The following is a 22,578-nucleotide window of genomic DNA, read 5'->3' as shown; positions in this document are numbered from 1 at the left end:
GCCGTAACTGACAAAAAGATCAGGGCGCGAAAAGGGGAATGATTTATGCTTCTTGGCCGTACGGCAAACGGACTTTACTGGATGTTCCGCTATATAGAGCGCGCCGAAAACATGGCGCGCCTTGTCGATGCGGGACTTCGCATGGCACTGACGAAAACGTCTGACGCACCGGAGGAATGGTCTTCGGTGGCGGTTTCAGCGGGTGCAAGTCAGGGCTTTTCCGCTAAATACGATGTCTATAACGCTGCTAACGTTGCGGATTTCCTGCTGCGCGATGCAGATAACCCGTCAAGCGTGATGACCTGCATTGAAACCGCACGTTCCAATGCGCGCATGGTGCGTACGGCACTGACACGCGAGGCGTGGGAAAGCGTCAACGAAGCATGGATGTCGCTGAAAAAATCGCTGTGCAAGCCGTTGAAGGAAAGTGACCTCCCGCAGCTCCTCGATCAGATCAAGCGCGAGACAGCGCTCATTCGCGGCTCTTTCCACGGCACGATGTTGCGCAACGAAATCTTTGACTTTGCAAGCCTCGGTACTTTCATTGAGCGTGCTGACAATACGGCCCGCATTCTCGATGTGAAATATTATGTCCTGCTGCCCGCCATTTCCTATGTCGGCACGACGCTGGACAATTATCAATGGGAATCGATCCTGCGATCGGTCTCTGCTCATCGTTCCTATCGCTGGGTTTATGACGGTGACTACCGTCCGGCGCAGGTTGCGGACTACCTGATCCTGAATGGCCGCATGCCGCGTTCGCTCCATTACTGCTATCGCAGCATCGCCGAACATCTGGATTATCTGTCGAAAGATTATGGCAATCGAGCCGCCTGCCACGCGACAGCGGACAAAATCTATGCGAGCCTGCAAAATCAGGACATATCCGCGATCTTCGACGTGGGCTTGCATGAATTCCTGACCGAATTCATTACCCGCAACAACCGGCTCGGTAACGAGATCGCAGAAACCTATAATTTCTATTGAGGTCTTCGCTTGCTGCTCAATATCCGGCACGTTTCACATTATCGCTATGAGCATCCGGTTCCCTATGCGGTCCAGAAGTTGCGGCTGCGCCCGCCAACGGTGCCGGGCCAGATGGTCAAACACTGGGAGTTGAAAATCGAAGGCGGTGAGCCGGAGGTTTCCTATGTCGACGGTTTTGGCAATAAGACCGATCTGGTCCAGCATGCGCGTAATGTCAGCGAGATCGTCATAACCGCCAGCGGCAGTATCGATGTGGAAGACAGGGTCGGTGTATTGGGGCCTGTCTATGGTTATGCGCCTCTCTGGCTCTTCGAACGCGAGACGCCGTTGACCGCGCCGGGTGAACGCATCAAGGTACTGGCGGCTGATCTTTCGACCGGGCAGGAACGGCTTGCCCTGATGCACGATCTGATGAACACCATCCACAAGACGGTCGCCTATATGCCGGGAACGACAAGCGTTTCAACCGATGCCGAAAGCGCATTGGAAACCGGGAAAGGCGTTTGTCAGGATCACACGCATATATTCCTTTCCGCAGCCCGTCTGATCGGCATTCCGGCACGTTATGTCTCAGGATATCTGATGATGGAAGGCGTGGAGGAACAAACCGCGAGCCATGCATGGGCTGAAGCCCATATCGACGGTCTTGGATGGGTCGGTTTCGATGCCGCCAATAATGTCTGTCCGAATGATCGCTATGTGCGGATTGCAACCGGGCTCGACTACCGAGATGCCGCGCCGATTTCGGGGGTCCGTCTCGGCGGTACGGTGGAAAGTCTTGCGGTTCACATCAATGTAGGGCAGTGATCTTTTTCGATAGCGAATTGCCTGCCGGATATTGCTTATGACCTATTGCGTTGGAATGAAAATCGATCGCGGCCTTGTATTCATGTCCGATACGCGGACAAATGCCGGGCTCGACAATATTTCTGTCTTCTCGAAGATGCGAAGCTGGTCCAAGCCCGGCGAGCGCGTGATCGTTCTGCTTTCGGCGGGGAATCTCGCGACGACGCAGGCTGTGGCGAGCCTTCTGGAAGAACGCATGAAGGCTCCGGCTGACCGGCATCCGTCAGTTTTCGATGCGCCATCAATGTTTCAGGTTGCACGTCTTGTCGGCGATACCGTCAAGGAAGTGATCCAGAGTTCTGCCACCGGAGGGCAGAATGCCGACGCTTTCGGTGCTTCTTTCATTCTTGGCGGACAGATCAAGGGCGGACAACCGCGCCTTTTCTACATCTATCCCGAGGGCAACTTCATCGAGAGTTCAGCCGATACGCCCTTCTTCCAGATTGGCGAGAACAAATACGGCAAGCCGATCCTCGTACGCGCCTATCAGGAGCAGATGAGTTTCGAGGAAGCGGTGAAGCTGTTGCTAGTCTCTTTCGACTCCACGCTGAAAGCCAATCTGTCCGTGGGGCTTCCGCTCGACATGCAGATTTATGAAGCGGGCAGCTTTGAAACTGGTGCCCGCAGACGATTTGAGGCCTCCGATCCTTATTATCAGACGGTATCGGAAAGCTGGTCGGAGGCGCTGAAATCTGCGCTGGAGCAATTACCGCCGTTCAGTTTCGACAGAGAATAGTGTCTTATAGCAGGCGTTAAAATGCGAACGCATCACACCTGAAAATGCTCAATCGCCGCACCGGCTAAACAAGTCTATGAAAAAGCCGGAGAAAAACTCCTCCGGCTTTGTTCGTTCTATATAATCAAATGATTAGAAGAACACTTTGAAGCGGTCGGCATCGTCCATGAAGGCTTTCTCGCCGAAAGGCTGTTCGTTCGAGCCGAACGGCATCTGAGCACGCAGCTTCCACGAGGCAGGAACGCCCCAGACCTTGGCGACTTCCTGGTCGATCAGCGGATTGTAATGCTGAAGGCTGGCGCCGATGCCCGCATTTGCAAGTGCGGTCCATACCGAATGCTGTGCCATGCCGCCCGACTGTTCAGACCAGACCGGGAAATTATCGGCATAAAGCGGGAAGTTTTCCTGAAGACCCTTAACGACGTTCTGGTCTTCATAGAACAGAACCGTACCGGCACCGGCAGCAAAGCTGTCGAGCTTGGCTTCCGTCTGCGCGAAAGCGTCGGCAGGAACGATCTGGCGAAGCGTTTCCTTCGCGATGTTCCAAAGCTTGTCGCTCTCGTCGCCGAACAGGATGACAGCGCGCGAGCTCTGCGAGTTGAAAGAGGAAGGCGTGTGCTTGACCGCTTCACGGATCAGCTCGGCAGTGTCTTCATTCGACAGTGGAAGAGACTTGCCCAGAGCGTACTGCGTGCGGCGCTTCTTGATGGAATTCAGCAGGGAATTGTTCATTACTCTGTCCTGTGTTTCAGCGGTCCAACAGGCTGTCAGGCTTGGGATTTTCAAGACAACCTCATGAATGATGTTGACGGAAATATTGTTATTTTGGCTGCCGAAGCCAGCCCGTGTTTCTGAAACACACTGTCAACGATCCGTTGTTAGCCGGGTTTTACTGTTTACATTTTGATCGCCGCCCCCATGCGTCGTTGGCGCTATACAGGAGCCTGAACAGTGCAACTTCTGCGGCTTTATGGGGTTTACAAGAGCAATTGTTTATTGGAATCTAACTAAAACAGTGGGATTTAGGACCGATGAATTAACGACGCGCTTTCGCGTCGTTTTCGTGAAACGGGAAGAGGTCACGATAGTTTGAAGTCATTTATCATCATCGGAGCCGGTGCGAGCGGTATCATTCTGGCCGCACAATTGCTCCGGCGTTCACCAGAATCAGTCGTGCGAATTTTCGAGCGTTCCGGCCATTTGGGGGCAGGGATTGCTTATGCAACGGAAAACCCGAGCCATCTTCTCAATGTCCGCGCCAGCAATATGAGCGCATTTCCCGACCAACCGGATCATTTCGTAAACTGGTTGCAGTCGAGCGACATTGCCGGCGCCAGCCATTCGTGGGAACCGCACAGTTTTGCACCTCGTAAGCTCTATCGCTCCTATCTGGAGCATCTGATCACGCCTTATCTTTCCGAGAAGGATACACGTTTGACGGTTGAAAAGACCGGCGTTGTCGATGTCGCGCTGAAGGACGGCAGACCAACCGTTACCGCCGAGACTGGAGAAAAGTTCATCGCCGATGCTGTGATCGTGGCGACGGGCAACGAAGCTGCCATCGCAAAATCCGGCAATCACGTTACGGAATATTGGTCGAGCAATGGCTACTTCGATGTGCCAACAGATGCTCCGGTTGCGATATTCGGCACAGGCCTGTCGATGATCGATAGCGTTTTGTCGCTGCTTGATAACGGCCATCATGCTGAAATATATGCGATTTCGCGCCGTGGGCTTCTGCCCGCGTCTCTTGCGCCCACACAAGCTTTTCCAATCGGAGCAGACGATCTGCCGGTATCGCTGGGCCTTTCGAAGCTTATGCAGCGCGTACGCGCCATGATGGTTGAAGCGGAAAAATCAGGTTCCGGCTGGCGCGGCGTGATGGATGGTTTACGTCCGCATACGCAGCATATCTGGGCGGGGTTGCCGATGTCGCAACGTCGCAGCTTTCTCCGTCATCTGCGTCCCTGGTGGGATGTGCATCGACATCGCATGGCACCGGCTGTCGCGGAACGTATCCAATCTGCCGTGAATAGCGGGCAACTTAGAGTCGCCGCAGGTCATCTTGTTTCGGTACGCGACGAAGGTCAGGGAATAGCAATCAGCTATCGCGCGCGGCATAGCCGACAGATCGAAAAACTGCACGTTTCGACCGTTATCGATTGTCGTGGCGGTAATCCTCGTTTCTCGACAACCCGCAATGCGGCACTGATCGGCCTCATGGAACATGGCTTGGCCCGCCCTGATACGCTCGATCTCGGTTTCGATGTCACGCGTGATCTGCAAGTTCTTAATGCGCGAGGAGAGCCATCCGGTCCGTTTTTCGCTATCGGCCCGGTGACGAAAGGCACATTTTGGGAGGTCACTGCCGTCCCGGACATCCGCGTTCAGGCTGAGCGGCTATCGGTTGTTTTGCTTGAAGGATGAAGCCGCTTCTGCGGGAAAAATTCACGAGAAGTTTTGTGTCATCCAGTTGAAAGGTTTTCAGGTCAATATAGCCAACAGTCAGATATCGCGGTTGGCAGTGGTCGATCAATTATAGATTTTCCGGTGCGGGGAACGATAAAATGATTCAAATCCATGCGATAAGCCATTGAAAGCTATTGCCATAATGTTCCGTGGCCGGTCATAATAACGCCATCGGAATATATGATTCCTCTCTACAACTTGCCGGAGCGATTCTGTTGCTGTTTTCTTGAGCGGTGCCTGCTTCGGATCAACCTTGATTTCGGCTAGGAGGCCTGTGGCGCATGATGATGGACGGCAGAATGCTTTTCCTGCTTGTCCTTCTACCATTTCTTGGCAGCGCCATAACCGGATTATTCAGGGGGGCTGATCGCAGCGGTTCGGCCTGGTTTACGGCAGCGATTGCGCTCGTCGCCTTTGTTGTAACCGCCAGCCTTTATCCCATTGTGTCGGACGGCAAGGTGCTTCACGGCACTGTGGAATGGCTTCCGGCCTATGGCCTCAATGTCACCTTTCGGATGGACGGCTTTGCCTGGCTTTTTGCTATGCTCATCACGGGCATTGGCCTGCTGGTCGTCATTTATGCGCGTTATTACATGTCGCCCGAAGATCCGGTGCCGAGGTTCTTCTCGTTCCTTCTGTCCTTCATGGGATCGATGCTCGGCGTGGTCCTGTCCGGTAATCTGATATTGCTGGCCGTGTTCTGGGAGTTGACCAGCATCTTCTCGTTCCTGCTGATCGGCTATTGGTATCACAATGCCAGCGCCCGTGACGGTGCCCGCATGGCACTGACCGTAACGGGTATCGGCGGATTCTGCCTGCTCGCAGGCGTTTTGATCCTGGGCCATATTGTCGGAAGCTACGATCTCGACAAGGTTTTGGCAGCGGGCAATATCGTGCGGACGCATCCGCTTTACAGCGTGGCGCTCATCCTGATCCTGCTCGGGGCCTTTACGAAAAGTGCGCAGTTTCCGTTCCACTTCTGGCTTCCCAATGCCATGGCGGCGCCAACACCCGTATCGGCCTATCTGCATTCGGCAACCATGGTGAAGGCAGGCGTGTTCCTGCTGGCGCGCCTGTGGCCGGTTCTCAGCGGAACGGAAGAGTGGTTCTGGATCGTTGGTTCGGCCGGTCTCATCACGCTTCTGATTGCCAGCTTCTTCGCGGTTTTCCAGCAGGACCTCAAAGGCCTGCTTGCCTATTCGACCATCAGCAACCTTGGCCTGATTACCGTTCTGCTTAGTCTTGGCAGTCCGCTTGCCGCCGTTGCTGCAATCTTCCACATGGTCAACCATGCGATTTTCAAGGCATCGCTGTTTATGGCCGCGGGCATCATCGACCATGAGACCGGCACCCGCGACATGCGCAAGCTGAGCGGGTTGTTGCGGCCCATGCCCTATACGGCAACGCTTGCCATGGTGGCGAGTGCAGCCATGGCGGGCGTGCCGCTGCTCAATGGCTTCATTTCCAAGGAAATGTTCTTTGCTGAAGCTGTTGAAACGCACCTGGCGTCCTGGCTCGATACGATCACGCCTTACGTCGCCACGATTGCCGGTATTTTCACGGTCGCCTATTCCGTACGTTTCATCTATTCGACGTTTTTCGGGCCACCACCGCATGACCTGCCGCATGAGCCGCACGAGCCGCCGCATTGGATGCGCCGTCCTATCGAGCTTCTGGTTCTGCTTTGCTTGCTGATCGGTATCATTCCGGGCCTTTCCATCGGACCGTTCCTGCATTCGGCTGTTCTGTCGGTATTGGGGCAGGCCACCCCTGAATATAGCCTGTCGGTCTGGCACGGCTTCAACCTGCCGCTAATAATGAGTATCGTCGCCATGATCGGCGGTATTCTTCTGCACTGGATGCTGAAAAACTATCTCGCCACCAGTGAAGACGGCCCGCCATTCTTCCGGCATTTGCAGGGGCAACGCATTTTCGAGCGTGTTCTGGTGACCTTGTCATGGAACTGGGCGCGCAAGGCAGAATCCTTCCTCAGCACGCGCCGTCTGCAGCCGCAGCTTCGCATCGTGGTTGCGGTGGCCGTCCTTGCAGCCGCCTGGCCGATTTTCGCTTCAGGCCTGCAGTCCGGTTCGCTTGGCACCCAGCCTGTGGACCCGATCTTCGCCGGTCTATGGATCCTCGGTGGAGCTTGCGCCATCGGCGCGGCCTATCAGGCGAAATATCACCGGCTGGCAGCGCTGATCCTTCTCGGCGGAGCAGGGCTTGTCACCTGCATCACTTTCGTCTGGCTTTCCGCGCCCGACCTTGCAGTGACACAGTTGCTGGTCGAGATTGTCACTACCGTTCTGCTGCTTCTCGGACTTCGCTGGCTGCCAAAGCGCTGGGAAGATCCTGATCCGCTCCCGGTGCAAATTGGCCCGCGCATCCGCCGTTATCGCGACCTGCTGCTTGCAATCGGCAGCGGAGCAGGGGTAGCGGTCATCGCCTATGCGGTGATGACGCGAATGTCGCCCAGCAGTATTGGCGACTATTTCCTCGAAAACGCCTATTCAGGTGGCGGTGGCAAGAATGTCGTAAACGTCATTCTGGTCGACTTCCGCGCTTTCGATACTTTTGGCGAAATCGCCGTTCTCGGCATTGTGGGTCTTACGGTCTTCGCGCTCCTGCGCCGTTTCCGCCCCGCGCCCGACACAACCGGATCGACTGCCCAGCAGAAGATTCAGGATGCCTATGACGAGGCCGCACCCGACCGCAAGGCAGGCGAAACACTGGCTGATTATCTGGCCGTGCCGTCCGTCATCATGCAATGGCTATTCCCGGTCATTATCGTGCTGGCAGTGCATCTGTTCCTGCGCGGTCATGATCTGCCGGGTGGCGGGTTTGCGGCCGGCATCACGCTCGCAATTGCATTCCTGCTGCAATATCTGGCGTCAGGCGCGCGAGTGGTAGAAGACCGCTTGCGCATTCTGCCCTTGCGCTGGATCGGGTTGGGGTTGCTGTTTGCGGCAGCGACAGGCGCTGGATCGTGGTTCTTTGGCTATCCGTTCCTCACCACGTTCTTCCAATATACGGAAATACCGCATATCGGAAAAATGCCGACGGCCAGCGCCCTGCTGTTCGATCTTGGTGTCTTCACCCTCGTGGTGGGCGCTACCGTCCTTGTCTTGATCGCTCTCGCGCACCAATCGCTACGTAAGCATCGTGTCGAGAAGCTTGCCGCAACGAAGGAGGAGAACTGATGGAACTCGTTCTTGCTCTGGCAATCGGCGTGTTGATGGCATCAGGCGTCTGGCTCATTCTTCGTCCGCGTACATTCCAGGTAGCGATCGGCCTGTCGCTGGTTTCCTACGCCGTCAATCTCTTCATCTTTTCGATGGGACGCTTGCGCACGAACGCTGCCCCTGTGCTCGACAGCGGCGTTGACGTTCAGGCCGCACAATATACCGATCCGGTGCCACAGGCGCTCGTTCTGACCGCCATCGTCATCGGTTTCGCAATGACCGCACTTTTCCTTGTCGTGCTGCTCGCCTCGCGCGGGTTGACACGTACGGACCACGTGGACGGCAAGGAGAACTGATGTTGGACTGGAAAACGCACCTCATCGTTGCTCCAATCGTCCTGCCCCTCGTCACCGCGGCTGTCCTGCTGCTGTTCGATGAGCGCAAGCGCAAACTCAAGATGGCCATCAACTCCATCTCGACCTTGGGGTTGATTGCGATTGCCATCACGCTTGCCGGCATGGCAAGCGACAGGGCGCCCGACGCTCTGGTTTACCTGATTGGCAACTGGCCCGCACCTTTCGGCATCGTGCTGGTGCTGGATCGTCTCGCGGCACTCATGCTTATGCTGACCAGCCTGCTTGGCATGGCTTCGCTCAGCTTCGCACTCGCACATTGGCACAAGGCCAGCCCACACTTCCATACAATCTTCCAGCTTTTGCTGATGGGGCTGAACGGTGCATTTCTGACTGGCGATCTGTTCAACCTCTTTGTTTTCTTCGAAGTCATGCTGGCGGCATCCTACGGTCTGGCGCTGCATGGGTCAGGCCCGGCACGCGTAAAGGCTGGCATGCACTATATTGCCGTCAATCTTGTCGCGTCGTCTCTGTTCCTGATCGGTGTCAGCCTGATCTATGGCGTGACCGGCACATTGAATATGGCCGATCTTGCACAGAGAATTCCGCAGGTCGCGACTGAAGACCGTATGCTGCTTGAAGCAGGGGCGGCAGTTCTGGGTGTTGCCTTCCTCGTCAAGGCAGGCATGTGGCCCCTCAATTTCTGGCTTGCGCCAACCTATACGGCTGCAGCAGCACCGGTGGCAGCGGTATTCGCCATCATGAGCAAGGTTGGCATTTATGTTCTTCTGCGCCTGTCGCCGCTGATGTTCGGTATCGGTGCCGGTTCTTCCTATGGTTTCGGCAATGACTGGCTCTATTTCGGCGGGATGGTCACGCTTGCCTTCGGCCTGATCGGGGTCGTCGCATCGCAGGCAATGGGTCGCCTCGCCAGCTACAGCATTCTCGTATCCTCCGGCACTTTGCTGGCTGCCATCGGCAGCGGTAACACAGCCATGACCGGCGCAGCGCTGTTCTATATGGTCAGTTCCACGCTCACCATTGCAGCGTTTTTCCTGCTGATCGAATTGATCGAACGCGGACAGGATGCGGCTGCAAACGTTCTTGCCGTTACCATGGAAGCCTATGGTGACGACGAGGAGGAAGAAGACGAAGACGAGATCGGGGCAGTGCTGCCCGCGACCCTTGCCGTCCTGGGAACATTCTTCGGCATTTGCGCGATATTGCTGATCGGCCTGCCGCCGTTCTCCGGCTTTATCGCCAAGTTCCTGATCCTTGCAGCCGTTTTCAACGGTGATGGTCCGACGCCGCAACTCGCAATGCCTGTCAGCCCGGCAAGCTGGGCACTGGTCGCGCTCCTTCTGTTGTCCGGCCTTTCAGCGCTGATCGCGATGACACGTACCGGCATTCGGACTTTCTGGGCGTCCCTCGAAGGCAATGTGCCTCGCGTTCTGGTGCGGGAAGTCGTGCCGATTGCAGGGCTTCTGGCAATCTGTCTGGCGCTGACAATCGCTGCCGGTCCGGCCATGCGCTATATGGATGAAACGGCGCGTTCGCTGCATAATCCGGCGTCCTATATCAGTAGTGTCCTCAATGCGCCGCGCGCAGGCACCGAAACGGAGGGGGCACAGTGAAAAGAATCCTGCCTTATCCGCTTCTGTTCGCCTCGTTGCTCCTGTTCTGGCTGCTTTTGAACGGCTTCACGCGGGCACAGCTCCTGCTTGGCGCGATCATCGCGCTCGTGGCGTGTCTCATCATGACGGCCTTGCAACCGCAGAAGAACCATATTCGTTCGATCCCGACGATGCTCTGGCTGTTCGGCACCATGAGCTATGACATCCTGCAATCCAATATCGCGGTGGCAGGCATCATTCTGTCGCGCAAGCGTAAGCGGCGTCCGGGCTTCGTCGTTATTCAGCTCGATCTGGAAAACCGGACCGCGCTTGCCGTTCTCGCCTGCATCATCACTGCAACGCCGGGCACGGCGTGGGTGGACTACAACGCTGCAAGACGCGAACTGACCATCCACGTGCTCGATCTGGATGATGCGCAGGCGTGGCGGGACACGATCAAGGGAAGATATGAGCAACCGCTTATCAAGATATTTGGAGCGGCTGACATCATGGAAGAGGAGAAATCCGCATGAGCGCAGTTATCATCTTCTGGTCCCTGCTTGCTGCTCAGCTAATGCTTCTCGGTGCACTGGCTTGCGTGGTCTACAGGCTGCTTGTAGGCCCGCGTGCGCAGGATCGCATTCTCGCCGCCGATGCGCTTTACCTCAATGCACTGCTTCTCCTGATTACGTTCGGCATACGCACGGGCAGCATCATCTATTTCGAGACGGCGCTGATTATCGCTCTTCTTGGTTTCGTCGCCACTGTGGCGCTGTCCAAGTTCCTCATGCGCGGGGAGGTGATCGAATGATCAATGCAGGCGAACTTCCCGTATGGGCAGCTATAGTCATTGCTTTTTTTCTGGTCGCCGGTGCCTTCCTTACGCTCGTCGGGTGCATCGGGCTTGTCCTTTTCAAAAGCTTTTATGAACGCGTTCATGCGCCCACACTTGGCTCGTCCTTCGGAGCTGGCGGCATCCTGATCGCGTCGATAATATTTTTCTCCATCTTGCAATCGAAGCCGATTCTGCATGAAGTGCTTATTACCGTCTTTGTGGTCGTCACAACGCCGGTAACGCTCATGCTGCTCAGCCGCGCCGTGATCCATCGCGACAGAACGCAGGACAGCAAGGAGCTGCCTTCATCTTCCGACCCGCTATAGGTCTGTAGGTATCATGCTTGAGGGTGCGGAGAGGGCGGAAAGCCAGCGTTTTCCGCCGCACCAAATGGGGAAACTCGCTGCTCCGTCATGGACGCAGCGGCTGTCGCTTCCGGGCTGACCGGAGACCTGTTTTGGAGTTCGCTTCAAGACCGGCTATCCTGCCCACCGGAAACACCATCTGCCATTTGCCGAATCCCTGGCCTGATTGCCCACCGATTGCGGAGCGGAAGCAGCGGCCTATCGTCGTTTCGGACATTTGGAGGAGTGTCCCGGGGCTGCGGCCAATTGTCCATTCGGGCCTTTGCCAGGGACAAGCGGATTGAAGGATGAGGCCATTTGAATTATCTGAATTTCAGTAATTTCTGAAAATTCAGAATTTACGGGAGAGAGAATTTTGGAATTGTCGCCAATCGTTCAGTCGTTCGTGCTCCACTTCGGAGAAATGGGCAGCCGTTGGGGCATCAACCGCACCGTGGGGCAGATATATGCGCTGCTTTATATATCGCCTGAGCCTCTATGCGCCGACCAGATCGTCGATGCTCTCGGTGTATCGCGTTCGAACGTATCCATGGGCATTCGCGAGTTGCAGGGCTGGAATCTGGTGCTTCTGAAGCACATTCCCGGTGATCGTCGCGATTTTTTCACGACGCCCGATGATGTGTGGCAGATCCTGCGCACGCTCGCTGAAGAGCGCAAGAAGCGTGAGATCGATCCCACGCTTACCGTTCTGCGCGAAATCCTGATGGAGCAGCCGAAAGGCGAAAGCGATCTTTATGCGCAGGATCGCATGAAGGACATGTACGGCCTGATCGAAAGGCTGACCAACTGGTACGACGACGTCAAGCGGCTCGATACCGACCGTTTGACCAGTCTTCTGGCGCTTGGCGCCAAGGTGACCCGCTTCCTTGAAACCACGGACAGGATCGTGGCGCTCGGACGTGGGCGAACATCGGCCAAAAAGGAGCCTAAGCGAGAGTGACATCCGTTGTCCCCCGAACGGAAACAGTGACGGCAGAAGACGGCGAAGCGGCAGGCGACCAACAAGGTTCGCGCCGCCCGCATCGTCGTCCTGTTCCGTCCTTGCTGAAGCGGGGGGCATATCTACAGGCGTTGGCAGCACTTCTGTGGCTGCCGCAAGCGGGTATTCTCGCTTATGCCATCGGGCGACTGGCCGATACAGGCTTTGATAATTCCATCTATTACAGTGCTGCAGGCATCTTCGCTCTCGGTTGCCTGCGCAGTATTCTCGACAGTGCGGGCGCAGCAAAAGCTTTCGACGCTGCCCGGCAGGAACTCTCCCGGCTGCGGACAAATGCTGTTTCAGCGCTTGCGCAACGCTCACCGCTGGACATGACACGCCCGTCATCCGGTGAGGCGGCAAGCATTCTCGCCGAACAGGCTGAAATGGTCGTTCCCTATCTCTCGCGCTTCGTGCCGGTCCGCATCCGCGTCATGCTGGTGCCATTCGCGATACTTGCAGTCGTGCTCTGGTATTCCTGGGCCACAGCGCTTGTCCTGATGGTGGCCGCGCCGCTGATACCGATCTTCATGGCATTGATCGGCTGGCGAGCAAAGGCCGCCAGCGAAAAGCAACTGACTGCTCTTGGCGGCATGAATGGCTTTCTGCTCGACCGGCTGCGGGGCCTTACAACCATTCGCACTTTCCATGCCGTGGATTCTACGGCGAACCGCTTGCGCGAAAATGCCGAAACCCTGCGTTCCAAGACGATGTCTGTCTTGCGCATCGCATTCCTGTCTTCGGCGGTGCTTGAGCTTTTCGCCGCTATCGGCGTTGCCATGGTCGCGGTTTATATCGGCTTTCATCTGCTGGGCCAGCTCAACTTCGGAGCCTGGGGCCATAAGTTGACTTTGGCAGAAGGCCTTTTCGTCCTGCTTCTGTCTCCTGCATTCTTCGAACCGTTACGCGATCTTTCAGCCGTGTGGCATGATCGTGCGGCGGGCGAGGCCTCTGTCGACGCGCTGGAAAAGCTCGCTGAGCATCCGATGCCAATTGTCGGCAGGAGTGGAAGTCAAACTGCAATGGGCGATGCACCCGCAGTCACTTTGCACAATATCGACTTCGGTTATGGGACAGGAACCAAGGTTCTCTATGCGTTCGATCTTGAGATCGAGGCAGGCGAACACGTGGCATTGCTGGCGCCGAGTGGCTACGGTAAATCCACCATTCTGGCGCTCATTGCGGGGCTGACGGCTCAACAAGCAGGCCGGATAGAAATCGGTGGTATTGAGCTTAGCGATGAAACCGCAACCGCGCTTCGCGCACGGATGAGCTGGATCGGCCAGAAACCGCATATCTTTGCCGGTTCGGCCCGCCAAAACATCACGCTTGGTCGAAAAGCCGAAGCGGCAGCCACAAAAGCCATCATCGATGACATGGCGCTCGGGCATGTTCTGGGCATTACCGGCAACAGCCTGATTGGCGAGAACGGTGCCGGAATCTCGGGCGGTGAAGCCCTGCGGCTGGCACTTTCCCGTGCGGCGGTTGATCCCGATGCAGATATTATTCTGGCCGATGAGCCCACCGCTCATCTGGATCAGGAAACGGCAACGATCATTGCCGACAGCCTTCTCAGGCTCGCCAAAGGCAAGACGTTGCTGGTCGCAACCCATGACGAAGCCCTTGCCCGTAGAATGGATCGCATCATCCGTCTGGATGGCAGCGAAGATAAAGATCCGGTCTGGCAGAGGAGGGCAGCGGAATGAACGGTCTCCGGTCATTGCTACCGATTTTGCGGCTCTTCTTTCAGACCAAGGGGACAGCACTTCTTGCCGGTATCGCGACGGCAACCGTAACGGTCCTCGCCGGTATTGCTCTTCTCGGCCTGTCAGGCTGGTTCATAACGGCGACGGCGATTGCTGGCTTGAGCATTGCGACCGCAGTTGTGTTCGACGTGTTCGCGCCCGCCGCCGGTATTCGCCTGCTTGCTATCCTGCGCACCGGTTCCCGCTATCTGGAGCGGCTCGTCACCCATGATGCCACGCTCGCAATCCTTGCGGCATTACGCGAAAAGCTGTTCCGTAGCTGGGCGCGCCCGAGCGCTGCAAACGCTTTATTGAAACGTCCGGCGCGTCTTCTGTTCCGCCTGACGGCAGACATTGATGCACTCGACTCGCTTTATCTGCGTGTGGTGGTGCCTGTCGGTGCCGCACTTGCGACAGCGCTTGTGGCCGGCATCGCGCTTGGCATGATGAGCCCGTTATTCGGACTGCTGGTAGCGCTTGTTTTGCTCGTTGCAGGTCTTGGCATTCCGCTTTCGGCAGCTCGTCGGTCCGAAAAATCCATGCGACAGCGCGCAAAGGGCACGGAAGCTCTGCGCGCCCGCACCGTCGATCTGGTTGCCGGGCAGACTGAGCTTCTAATGGCGGGGCGTCTGGAAGATCGAAAACTGGCCTTGGTACGTGCAGACGGCTATGTCGCCGCTTCGGATCGCAAGCTCAATCGCATAGAGATCGTCACTGGCGCCGGTTTCGGTATCGTTCACGCCGCATTGCTCGCAGGTGGCCTCATCGCCGTTGGATTGCTGATTCAGTCAGGAACTATCGGCGCACCCGTTGCAGCCCTCGGAATGCTTATCATCCTTGGTGCGATGGAACCTTTTTCTGCTTTGCGGCGCGGTGCGATGGAACTTGGACGCACGATACTCGCCGCAAAACGCGTCGCCCCGCAGTTGCACGGTAATGTCGAATTGACGTCGCCCAAGAAGCCGGAGAATGGCACGGCCGTTCACCTGAAAAGCGTTTCGGTTCGTCACGATGGCGCCGACCAGGATGCCCTGAAAAGCCTCGATCTCGATATTGCCGCGGGCGAGCGTGTTGCCATCGTCGGCACGAGCGGCGCCGGCAAATCAACCTTGTTCAATCTTCTCGCCGGTGAAATTCCGGCTGATCGGGGCAATGTTGCCGCGCTGCCCGCCCGTCTTCTCACGCAGCGAACAGAACTTTTTCAGGACAGTCTTCGCGACAATCTCCGGCTGGCGCACGCTGATGCGAGCGATCAGGAACTGATGGATGCATTGCAAGCCGCAGGCCTTGGCGCGTTTATCGCTGAGTTGCCTGCCGGGCTGGATGCAATGCTGGGCGAGGGTGGCCTTGGACTTTCGGGCGGACAGGCGCGCCGTCTGGCCCTGGCGCGCCTTTTCCTGACCAATGTTCCGCTCTGGCTGCTGGATGAGCCGACCGAGGGGCTGGACGCTGCAACAGCACAGGATGTTCTGGAGCGTCTCACGGTCAAGACAGGTCCACACACCTTGCTGATCGCCACGCATATCCGCCGCGAAGCGCAAATTTGTGAACGGATCATTGTTTTAAATCAAGGCGCTCTAGTTGAGTCCGTAGGTAAGAGTTCGCCGCGTTTTGGCGAAATCCTCGGGACCATGAGGTGAGCCGCGCGGACATGGAGAATGATTTGAAGTCTGTGTCCATATCTGGACCGATATTTGAAATTGAAGCGGAGTACGGGTTCTAAGAAGCCGCCGCATTCAAAATGGGGCCGCGCTGGAAGCGCTGCTCATAACACCAGGAGGGCCGGGTTACCGGCTTAAAGAGATGGAACTCGATATTGTCTCCCTGTCGCGATTGCAGTTTGCAATCACGGCACTTTATCACTTCCTCTTCGTACCTCTGACCTTGGGTCTTTCCGTGCTGCTTGCCATCATGGAAACCGTTTACGTGATGACGGGGCGACTCATCTGGCGGCAGATGACGAAATTTTGGGGTACGCTTTTTGGCATCAACTTTGTCATGGGCGTTGCAACGGGGATCGTGATGGAATTCCAGTTCGGCATGAACTGGAGCTATTACAGCCATTATGTCGGCGACATCTTTGGCGCGCCGCTCGCCATCGAAGGTCTGATGGCATTCTTCCTTGAAGCGACCTTTGTGGGCCTGTTCTTTTTCGGTTGGGATCGCCTGTCGAAAGTCGGGCACCTGATGGCAACCTACGCGGTTGCGGCTGGCTCGAACTTCTCCGCGTTGTGGATTTTGATCGCCAATGGCTGGATGCAGAATCCGGTCGGGTCGGCGTTCAATCCCGAAACCATGCGCATGGAGATCACCGATTTCTTCGCGGTGCTGATGAACCCGGTTGCACAGGCCAAGTTCGTTCATACGGTTTCCGCCGGTTATGTCACGGCGTCTATTTTCGTTCTTGGTGTTTCAGCCTGGTATCTGCTCAAGGGGCGGTCAGTAGAACTCGCCAAACGTTCCCTGACTATCGCTGCATCCTTCGGTCTGGCCGCCTCTCTGTCCGTCGTCGTCCTTGGCGATGAAAGCGGTTATCTGGCCAATGAACACCAGAAGATGAAGATCGCAGCCATTGAAGCCATGTGGGAAACCGAGCCTGCTCCGGCTTCGTTCACCGTATTCGGCTTTCCGGATCAGGCGGCGCGCGAAACCCATTTCGCGGTACATATTCCATGGGTCATGGGCCTGATCGGTACGCGCTCTCTCACGACGCCTATTCAGGGCATCAATGATCTTGTCCAGAGCGCGGAAAACCATATCCGCAACGGTATCGTCGCCTATGACGCCTTGCAGAAAATCCGCGCGGCTGGCGATACGAACGCCGTTCCGCAGGAAGTCAAGGACGTCTTTGCCGATAACAGCCAGTGGATGGGCTATGCGCTTCTGCTGAAGCGTTATGTCGACGATCCGCGTCAGGCAACCGACGCGCAGATCACGCAGGCCGCCAACGACACCGTTCCCGGCGTTCTGCCCCTGTTCTGGGCCTTCCGCATCATGGTCGGCATCGGCTTCTTCCTGATCCTGCTGACGGGCACATTCTTCGTGCTGTCGGCGCGTCGTAAACTCGACCGTCACCCGTTCCTGTTGCGGATCGCCGTGTTTGCGATACCGCTGCCATGGATCGCGGCGGAAATGGGCTGGATCGTTGCAGAGTTCGGTCGCCAGCCATGGGTCATCGAAGGCATATTGCCGACGGCAGTCGGGGTTTCCAATCTCGGAGCATCCACAGTGCTGCTGACCATACTTGGTTTCGTGGCGATCTATACGGTTCTCTTCATCATCGAGATGGGCCTGATGATACGCGCCATCAAGGCTGGACCTGAACCCGACAGCAAGCCGGAAGCAATTCTCGCACCGGCCAGCATTGCACCTGCGGAGTAAGGATCATGATACTCAGCGATTTGTTGGACTATGAAACCCTGCGTCTCATCTGGTGGGTGCTGCTCGGCGTATTGCTGATCGCTTTTGCCGCGATGGACGGGTTCGACCTTGGTGTCGACATACTCATGCCCGTCGTCGGCAAAACCGATGTCGAGCGACGCATTATCATCAACACGATCGGCCCCGTATGGGAAGGCAATCAGGTGTGGTTGATCCTCGGGGGCGGTGCTATTTTCGCCGCCTGGCCACAGCTCTATGCGGTGTCTTTCTCCGGATTCTATCTGGCGATGTTTGTCATCCTGTTCGCACTCATCCTGCGTCCGGTCGGGTTCAAATATCGTTCCAAGCGCGAGAGTGAGGCCTGGAGGAGAGGCTGGGACTGGGCGCTTTTCATCGGCGGCTTCGTTCCTGCCCTTATCTTCGGCGTTGCCGTCGGCAATGTCCTACAGGGCGTTCCATTCCGTATCGCCGACGACTTTCAGATATTCTATGAAGGCTCGTTCTTCGGTCTGCTGAATCCGTTTGCACTGCTTTGCGGCGTGCTTTCGGTGACGATGCTCTGCATGCATGGCGCTTCTTGGCTGATGCTGAAGACGACCGGGGATATTCAGGCGCGTGCCCGGTCCTACGGCAGCATCGCAGCTCTTCTGACTGTCGTGCTCTATGTGCTGGCTGGGGTTGTCAGTTGGTTCTGGGTTTCGGGTTACCGGATCACGAGCGCCATCGTGACCGATGGGCCGTCCAATCCGCTGCGCAAGACCGTCGAACTGGATCACGGTGCATGGTTCGCGAACTATGCAAACTATCCGATCCTGCTGATCGCTCCGGCGCTTGGCATTTTGGGAGCGCTTGCGGTCTTCATAGCATTGCGTAGCCGTCGTGAACTGGCACCGCTGCTGTTCGGAAAACTGTCGATCTTCGGCATTATTTCCTCGGTCGGCGTGTCGATGTTCCCGTTCATCCTGCCATCGTCGCTCGATCCGCGTTCAAGTCTAACGGTTTGGGATTCGTCTTCCAGTCATATGACGCTGTTCATCATGCTGGTTGTGACGCTCATCTTCCTGCCGTTGATCGTCCTCTACACGTCCTGGGTTTACAAGGTTCTGTGGGGCAAGGTCGACAAGGACATGATCGAAGACGAAAGCAATCACGCTTACTAGAGCGCTTTTCAATCTGATTACATCAGATCGGGCTCTGTAAGTTTCATTTTAACGCGCATCTTATCCGAAAACCGTTTCACCCTTTCGGGATGCGCTTGAACCAACCGAGAAAGGAAAGCGATATGTGGTATTTTTCCTGGTTGTTGGGGCTTCCGCTTGCTGCGGCTTTCGCCGTGCTCAACGCCATGTGGTACGAACTGATGGACGACCGGGCGCGCAAGCGTCTCGTGGCCGATCCGACAGTGGATCTGGCCCGTGAAGGCAAGAAACATCACTGATATGAAATAAAAACGGCCCGGAAACGGGCCGTTTTCTTTGATAGAGGTCGCTTAGAGCATAATCCGACCGGAGTGAAACGAGGGCGATCAAGATTATGTTTAAAACAGAAGAAGTTAGAGCGCGTTTCGATCTGATCCAATCAGATCGAAACGCGCTCTAAGGCTGAGGTATGGTCAGTTCTGCTACGAAATCGTATGCATCGCCGCGATACAACGATTTCGTGAATTCGACCACGCGACCGGACGGCAAATAGGACAGTCGCTCGATGGACAGACCTGCATCGCCCTCCTTGACGCCCAGAATGCGTGCATCGGGGTCCTTGATGTTGCAGGCCGCTATGCGCTGGACCGCGCGCACAGGACGAAATCCGGTACGGCTCAGCTCGGCATAGAGCGAACCCTTTACCGCATCCGGATCGGGCAGGATTTCGCTTGAAAGACTTGCCCGTTCAATGGCCAGCGGCATGTCGCTTGCAATACGCAGACGACCGAGGCGGGCAACGCGCGTCTCTGAAGAAACACCCAGCTTCATCATCTCTTCGGGCGAGGGGTAATAGAGGCCGCGCTCCAGCCACCGGGATTGCGTGGTGATGCCGCGGCGCGCCATATCTTCGGTGAACGAGGTCAGCATCGAGAGCGACTGCTGCACGCGCTCGCTTGGGCGTACGACGAACGTGCCCGAACCATGACGGCGCACGAGAAGCCCGGCCTTGACGAGATCGTCCACAGCCTTGCGCACCGTCACACGGCTGATATTGGCATATTCAGCAATATCGCGTTCCGGCGGCAGGGCTTCACCGTCAACCAGTTGCCCGGCGCGGATTGCGGCCTCCAGTGATTGACGCAGTTGCATATAGAGCGGCCCGCCGGAGGATGGCGCAGAACCCTGCAGGTTCTTGGGCAGGAAAGCGCTGAAATTTCCGCTCATTCGCGCGCCTTTCCATTTTGCGGCCCATATCGCTTGAGGGCGAGTTGCAGCGCGCCTGTCAAAGCATCTGCCGCAGGTTTAACCAGAAGCTTCTGCTGGTGTGGCGGCAGCCATTCCACATAAAGCGGCGCCATGCCACCCAGCAGACTGATGCGTTCAGCACCCTGTTTGATCAGCACGTCGAGCGTTTCGCTGACATAGGCAGCGGAGCGCTCCAGCAACATTCGCGCAGTTTCGTCGCCCTCACTCGCATACTGGAAAATACGCGGAGCATATTTGCCGAAGTCACCCGGCTTCGCAGTCCAGGCAAATTCGACCAGATTATCCGGATTGTTGTCGAATTCGTTCAAAAGGTCCGTCGTCAGGCGTGTGCGCGGATGAATGCCATCATGCACGAGCAGGCTTTCCTGCAGCAGGCTTTGGCCGAGCCTTGCACCGCTGCCAAGGTCGCTCAAGGGAAAGCCCCATCCGCCGACCGAATGGATGCGGCCGTTCCGGCGCGTGATATAGGCCGTGCCCGTGCCGAGAATAGCGACGATCCCGTCCTGATCGCCAAGCGCACCTTGCAGGGCGATCACACCGTCAAATTCCACATTCGAGTGCGCGAAGGGCAGGCCGCGTTCTATCGGGGTGCCTGCACCCTCGACATTACCGCCTGCCAGACCGAGAACCGCGTGGCTGGTAGCATAATGCACCTTGTCCAACCCGGCATCGTCAAAGGCGTTGTCGATGGCCGCGATCACATTAATCAGCGCCGTCTGCGGATCGGTGACGATATTGGCAGAGCCGCTGCGCCCCGAACCCAGAATCGCACCATCGCTATCCGCCACCAAGACGCGGCATCCCGTGCCGCCGCCATCAACGCCAATGAAGAATTCAGTCATGAAGATACCTCCGACTTGAAGATACCAAAAAAATACCATTAACCAAGCAGATTTGTCGGCTTGTGAAAAATTTGATAAATTCGTTGATAAAATTTGAGAAAAATGACCGTTTTAAATTTTTCTGCGCGAAAGTTGTAAACTTCTCTGGACAATTGGTACGTTTTTGGCATTAATTTCAGCAGAAGGGGAGCGCAATGCCGCTGAGGGCGAGGATCACGCGGATTTGGGATGGAGATCACCGGCGGGGGCCGGTACTTTTCCCGCAACGCGAGGAGCGATCGTACCGAAACGGTCTGGCGTACTTTCGCCTCTTTTGCGCATCCGCGCTCTAAAAACGGGAGAAGGTCAAATGGTTCGTAATACGTTGAAACTCATGCTGCTGGGTTCCACGCTTCTGGCGTCGGGATCGGTTGCGCTTGCCGAAGACGTCACGCTGACGGTTGAAAGCTGGCGTAACGACGATCTGCAAATCTGGCAGGAAAAGATCATTCCGGCTTTTGAAGCCAAGAATCCTGGCATCAAGATCAATTTCGCACCGAGCGCGCCGACCGAATACAACGCGGCCCTCAATGCCAAGCTCGACGCCGGTTCAGGCGGCGACCTGATTTCCTGCCGTCCGTTCGACACCTCGCTGGAGCTGTTCAACAAGGGCAAACTGTCCGATCTTACCGACCTCGAAGGTATGAAGAACTTCTCCGACGTCGCGAAGTCCGCCTGGACCACCGACGACGGCTCGAAGACCTTCTGCGTACCGATGGCTTCGGTCATTCACGGCTTCATCTACAATCAGGAAGCCTTCGACAAGCTTGGCCTCAAGGTTCCGGCCACCGAAGCCGAATTCTTCGACGTTCTGGAGAAGATCAAGGCTGACGGCAACTACATCCCGATGGCCATGGGCACGAAGGATATGTGGGAAGCCGCGACCATGGGCTACCAGAATATCGGGCCGACCTACTGGAAGGGCGAAGAAGGCCGCAAGGCTCTGATCGCAGGCACCGAAAAGCTCACCGATCCGCAGTGGGTTGAGCCGTTCAAGGTTCTCGCCAAGTGGAAGGATTATCTGGGCGACGGTTTCGAAGCACAGACCTATCCGGACAGCCAGAACCTGTTCACGCTTGGCCGCGCCGCCATCTATCCGGCTGGCTCGTGGGAAATCGGCCTGTTCAACACGCAGGCACAGTTCAAAATGGGTGCCTTCCCGCCGCCGGTCAAGAATGCAGGCGATACCTGCTACATCTCCGACCACAACGATATCGGTCTTGGCCTCAATGCTTCGAGCAAGCACGCAGAACAGGCAAAGGTTTTCCTGAACTGGGTGTCTTCGCCTGAATTCGCTGAAATTTACGCCAATGCGCTGCCGGGCTTCTTCAGCCTGAACTCGACGGCTGTGAAGATGAGCGATCCGCTGGCGCAGGAATTCGTTTCCTGGCGCGAAAAGTGCAAGCCGACCATTCGTTCGACCTACCAGATCCTCTCGCGTGGCACGCCGAACCTCGAAAATGAAACCTGGGTTCAGTCGGCCAACGTCATCAACGGCACCGTGACGCCGGAAGATGCCGCGAAGAAGCTGCAGGAAGGCCTCGATAGCTGGTACAAGCCTGCGAAGTAAAAACGCGGGACAATATGGGCGGCGATCGCGGGGGCGCGCCGCCCATATCTTTTCGTCTGTCGCATCGACATGCTGTTTTGCAATCGGTGTATTCCGTGTCAGTTTAAAAGTGACGCGCGCGGGCAGAGACGGGAAACAGGATTTCCGACTTGCACGCATTCTCGTGAGTGAGAACTGCTAACCATCGGTTTTACGCATTTCCGAACGCAAGCGGTTGATACCTTTGCTGGA

At 56.5% G+C, this 22,578-nt stretch carries 20 protein-coding genes; 17 read left to right on the top strand and 3 right to left on the bottom strand.

The window, feature by feature from the left end:
- The first annotated feature begins 45 nt into the window (after positions 1–45).
- From F9K91_RS16950 to F9K91_RS16940, 3 genes are read left to right on the top strand one after another with little or no spacing between them, the layout of a single operon-like run.
- Complete coding sequence (locus F9K91_RS16950; RefSeq protein WP_010658723.1) at positions 46–987, top strand: alpha-E domain-containing protein; 942 nt, start codon at positions 46–48, stop codon at positions 985–987.
- 9 nt (positions 988–996) lie between these two features.
- Complete coding sequence (locus F9K91_RS16945) at positions 997–1,794, top strand: transglutaminase family protein (protein WP_151653725.1); 798 nt, start codon at positions 997–999, stop codon at positions 1,792–1,794.
- Positions 1,795–1,831: 37 nt separating this feature from the next.
- The gene (locus F9K91_RS16940; RefSeq protein ID WP_151653724.1) at positions 1,832–2,569 is read left to right on the top strand and encodes a proteasome-type protease; all 738 of its coding nucleotides are present in this window, start codon (positions 1,832–1,834) and stop codon (positions 2,567–2,569) included.
- Positions 2,570–2,701: 132 nt separating this feature from the next.
- Here the strand turns inward: F9K91_RS16940 and F9K91_RS16935 are convergent, their stop codons facing one another.
- Positions 2,702–3,301 (bottom strand): nitroreductase family protein, encoded by a 600-nt coding sequence (locus tag F9K91_RS16935; RefSeq protein WP_151557761.1) that lies wholly within the window; start codon positions 3,299–3,301, stop codon positions 2,702–2,704.
- Between the two features lie 357 nt (positions 3,302–3,658).
- On the opposite strand from F9K91_RS16935, the gene F9K91_RS16930 reads away from it, so the two are divergent.
- The 13 genes from F9K91_RS16930 (at position 3,659) to cydX (ending at position 18,926) form a co-directional block, all read left to right on the top strand.
- Positions 3,659–4,996, top strand: coding sequence for an FAD/NAD(P)-binding protein (locus F9K91_RS16930; RefSeq protein ID WP_151678278.1), 1,338 nt, complete (start codon positions 3,659–3,661; stop codon positions 4,994–4,996).
- A 323-nt stretch (positions 4,997–5,319) separates the two neighbouring features.
- Positions 5,320–8,235 carry a monovalent cation/H+ antiporter subunit A gene (locus F9K91_RS16925; protein WP_151557765.1) on the top strand — a complete coding sequence of 972 codons (2,916 nt, stop codon included), beginning with the start codon at positions 5,320–5,322 and terminating at the stop codon, positions 8,233–8,235.
- Positions 8,235–8,573 carry a Na+/H+ antiporter subunit C gene (locus F9K91_RS16920; protein WP_061345278.1) on the top strand — a complete coding sequence of 113 codons (339 nt, stop codon included), beginning with the start codon at positions 8,235–8,237 and terminating at the stop codon, positions 8,571–8,573. Before F9K91_RS16925 ends, F9K91_RS16920 begins: the two co-directional genes overlap by 1 nt.
- Positions 8,574–8,575: 2 nt before the next feature.
- Entirely contained in the window at positions 8,576–10,204 is a 1,629-nt protein-coding gene (locus F9K91_RS16915) for a monovalent cation/H+ antiporter subunit D (RefSeq protein WP_151678284.1), read from the top strand.
- Complete coding sequence (locus F9K91_RS16910; RefSeq protein WP_151557767.1) at positions 10,201–10,716, top strand: Na+/H+ antiporter subunit E; 516 nt, start codon at positions 10,201–10,203, stop codon at positions 10,714–10,716. Before F9K91_RS16915 ends, F9K91_RS16910 begins: the two co-directional genes overlap by 4 nt.
- Entirely contained in the window at positions 10,713–10,994 is a 282-nt protein-coding gene (locus F9K91_RS16905; RefSeq protein ID WP_010658733.1) for a K+/H+ antiporter subunit F, read from the top strand. Before F9K91_RS16910 ends, F9K91_RS16905 begins: the two co-directional genes overlap by 4 nt.
- Positions 10,991–11,344: a monovalent cation/H(+) antiporter subunit G gene (mnhG, locus tag F9K91_RS16900; protein WP_151678277.1), complete on the top strand. Its 354-nt coding sequence runs from the start codon at positions 10,991–10,993 to the stop codon at positions 11,342–11,344. Before F9K91_RS16905 ends, mnhG begins: the two co-directional genes overlap by 4 nt.
- A 394-nt stretch (positions 11,345–11,738) precedes the next feature.
- The gene (locus F9K91_RS16895) at positions 11,739–12,323 is read left to right on the top strand and encodes a GbsR/MarR family transcriptional regulator (RefSeq protein ID WP_192799317.1); all 585 of its coding nucleotides are present in this window, start codon (positions 11,739–11,741) and stop codon (positions 12,321–12,323) included.
- Positions 12,320–14,068, top strand: a complete 1,749-nt coding sequence (gene cydD / locus F9K91_RS16890; protein ID WP_151678276.1) for a thiol reductant ABC exporter subunit CydD — start codon at positions 12,320–12,322, stop codon at positions 14,066–14,068. The genes F9K91_RS16895 and cydD overlap by 4 nt, the downstream gene beginning before the upstream one ends.
- Entirely contained in the window at positions 14,065–15,747 is a 1,683-nt protein-coding gene (cydC, locus tag F9K91_RS16885) for a thiol reductant ABC exporter subunit CydC (protein ID WP_151678275.1), read from the top strand. The genes cydD and cydC overlap by 4 nt, the downstream gene beginning before the upstream one ends.
- Before the next feature lie 163 nt (positions 15,748–15,910).
- Positions 15,911–17,488, top strand: a complete 1,578-nt coding sequence (locus F9K91_RS16880) for a cytochrome ubiquinol oxidase subunit I (RefSeq protein WP_151557773.1) — start codon at positions 15,911–15,913, stop codon at positions 17,486–17,488.
- Positions 17,489–17,493: 5 nt separating this feature from the next.
- A complete protein-coding gene (gene cydB / locus F9K91_RS16875) occupies positions 17,494–18,648 on the top strand; it encodes a cytochrome d ubiquinol oxidase subunit II (protein WP_151557775.1) in 1,155 nt (384 codons plus the stop codon).
- 122 nt (positions 18,649–18,770) lie between these two features.
- Positions 18,771–18,926 carry a cytochrome bd-I oxidase subunit CydX gene (gene cydX, locus F9K91_RS16870; protein ID WP_151557777.1) on the top strand — a complete coding sequence of 52 codons (156 nt, stop codon included), beginning with the start codon at positions 18,771–18,773 and terminating at the stop codon, positions 18,924–18,926.
- A 157-nt stretch (positions 18,927–19,083) separates the two neighbouring features.
- Here cydX and F9K91_RS16865 read toward each other — a convergent pair whose 3' ends face one another.
- Both F9K91_RS16865 and F9K91_RS16860 read right to left on the bottom strand, forming a co-directional pair.
- Entirely contained in the window at positions 19,084–19,854 is a 771-nt protein-coding gene (locus F9K91_RS16865; RefSeq protein WP_061345286.1) for a GntR family transcriptional regulator, read from the bottom strand.
- Entirely contained in the window at positions 19,851–20,738 is an 888-nt protein-coding gene (locus F9K91_RS16860; protein ID WP_151557779.1) for a glucosamine kinase nucleotide-binding domain-containing protein, read from the bottom strand. The genes F9K91_RS16865 and F9K91_RS16860 overlap by 4 nt, the downstream gene beginning before the upstream one ends.
- Positions 20,739–21,087: 349 nt before the next feature.
- On the opposite strand from F9K91_RS16860, the gene F9K91_RS16850 reads away from it, so the two are divergent.
- Positions 21,088–22,347 carry an ABC transporter substrate-binding protein gene (locus tag F9K91_RS16850; protein ID WP_151678283.1) on the top strand — a complete coding sequence of 420 codons (1,260 nt, stop codon included), beginning with the start codon at positions 21,088–21,090 and terminating at the stop codon, positions 22,345–22,347.
- Positions 22,348–22,578 lie beyond the last annotated feature (231 nt).

The organism is Brucella tritici (genome assembly GCF_008932295.1).
GTDB classification, from domain to species: Bacteria; Pseudomonadota; Alphaproteobacteria; order Rhizobiales; family Rhizobiaceae; genus Brucella; species Brucella tritici.
Note: the sequence above shows the minus strand (reverse complement) of the source record. Positions and strands in the feature narration are given on the sequence as shown.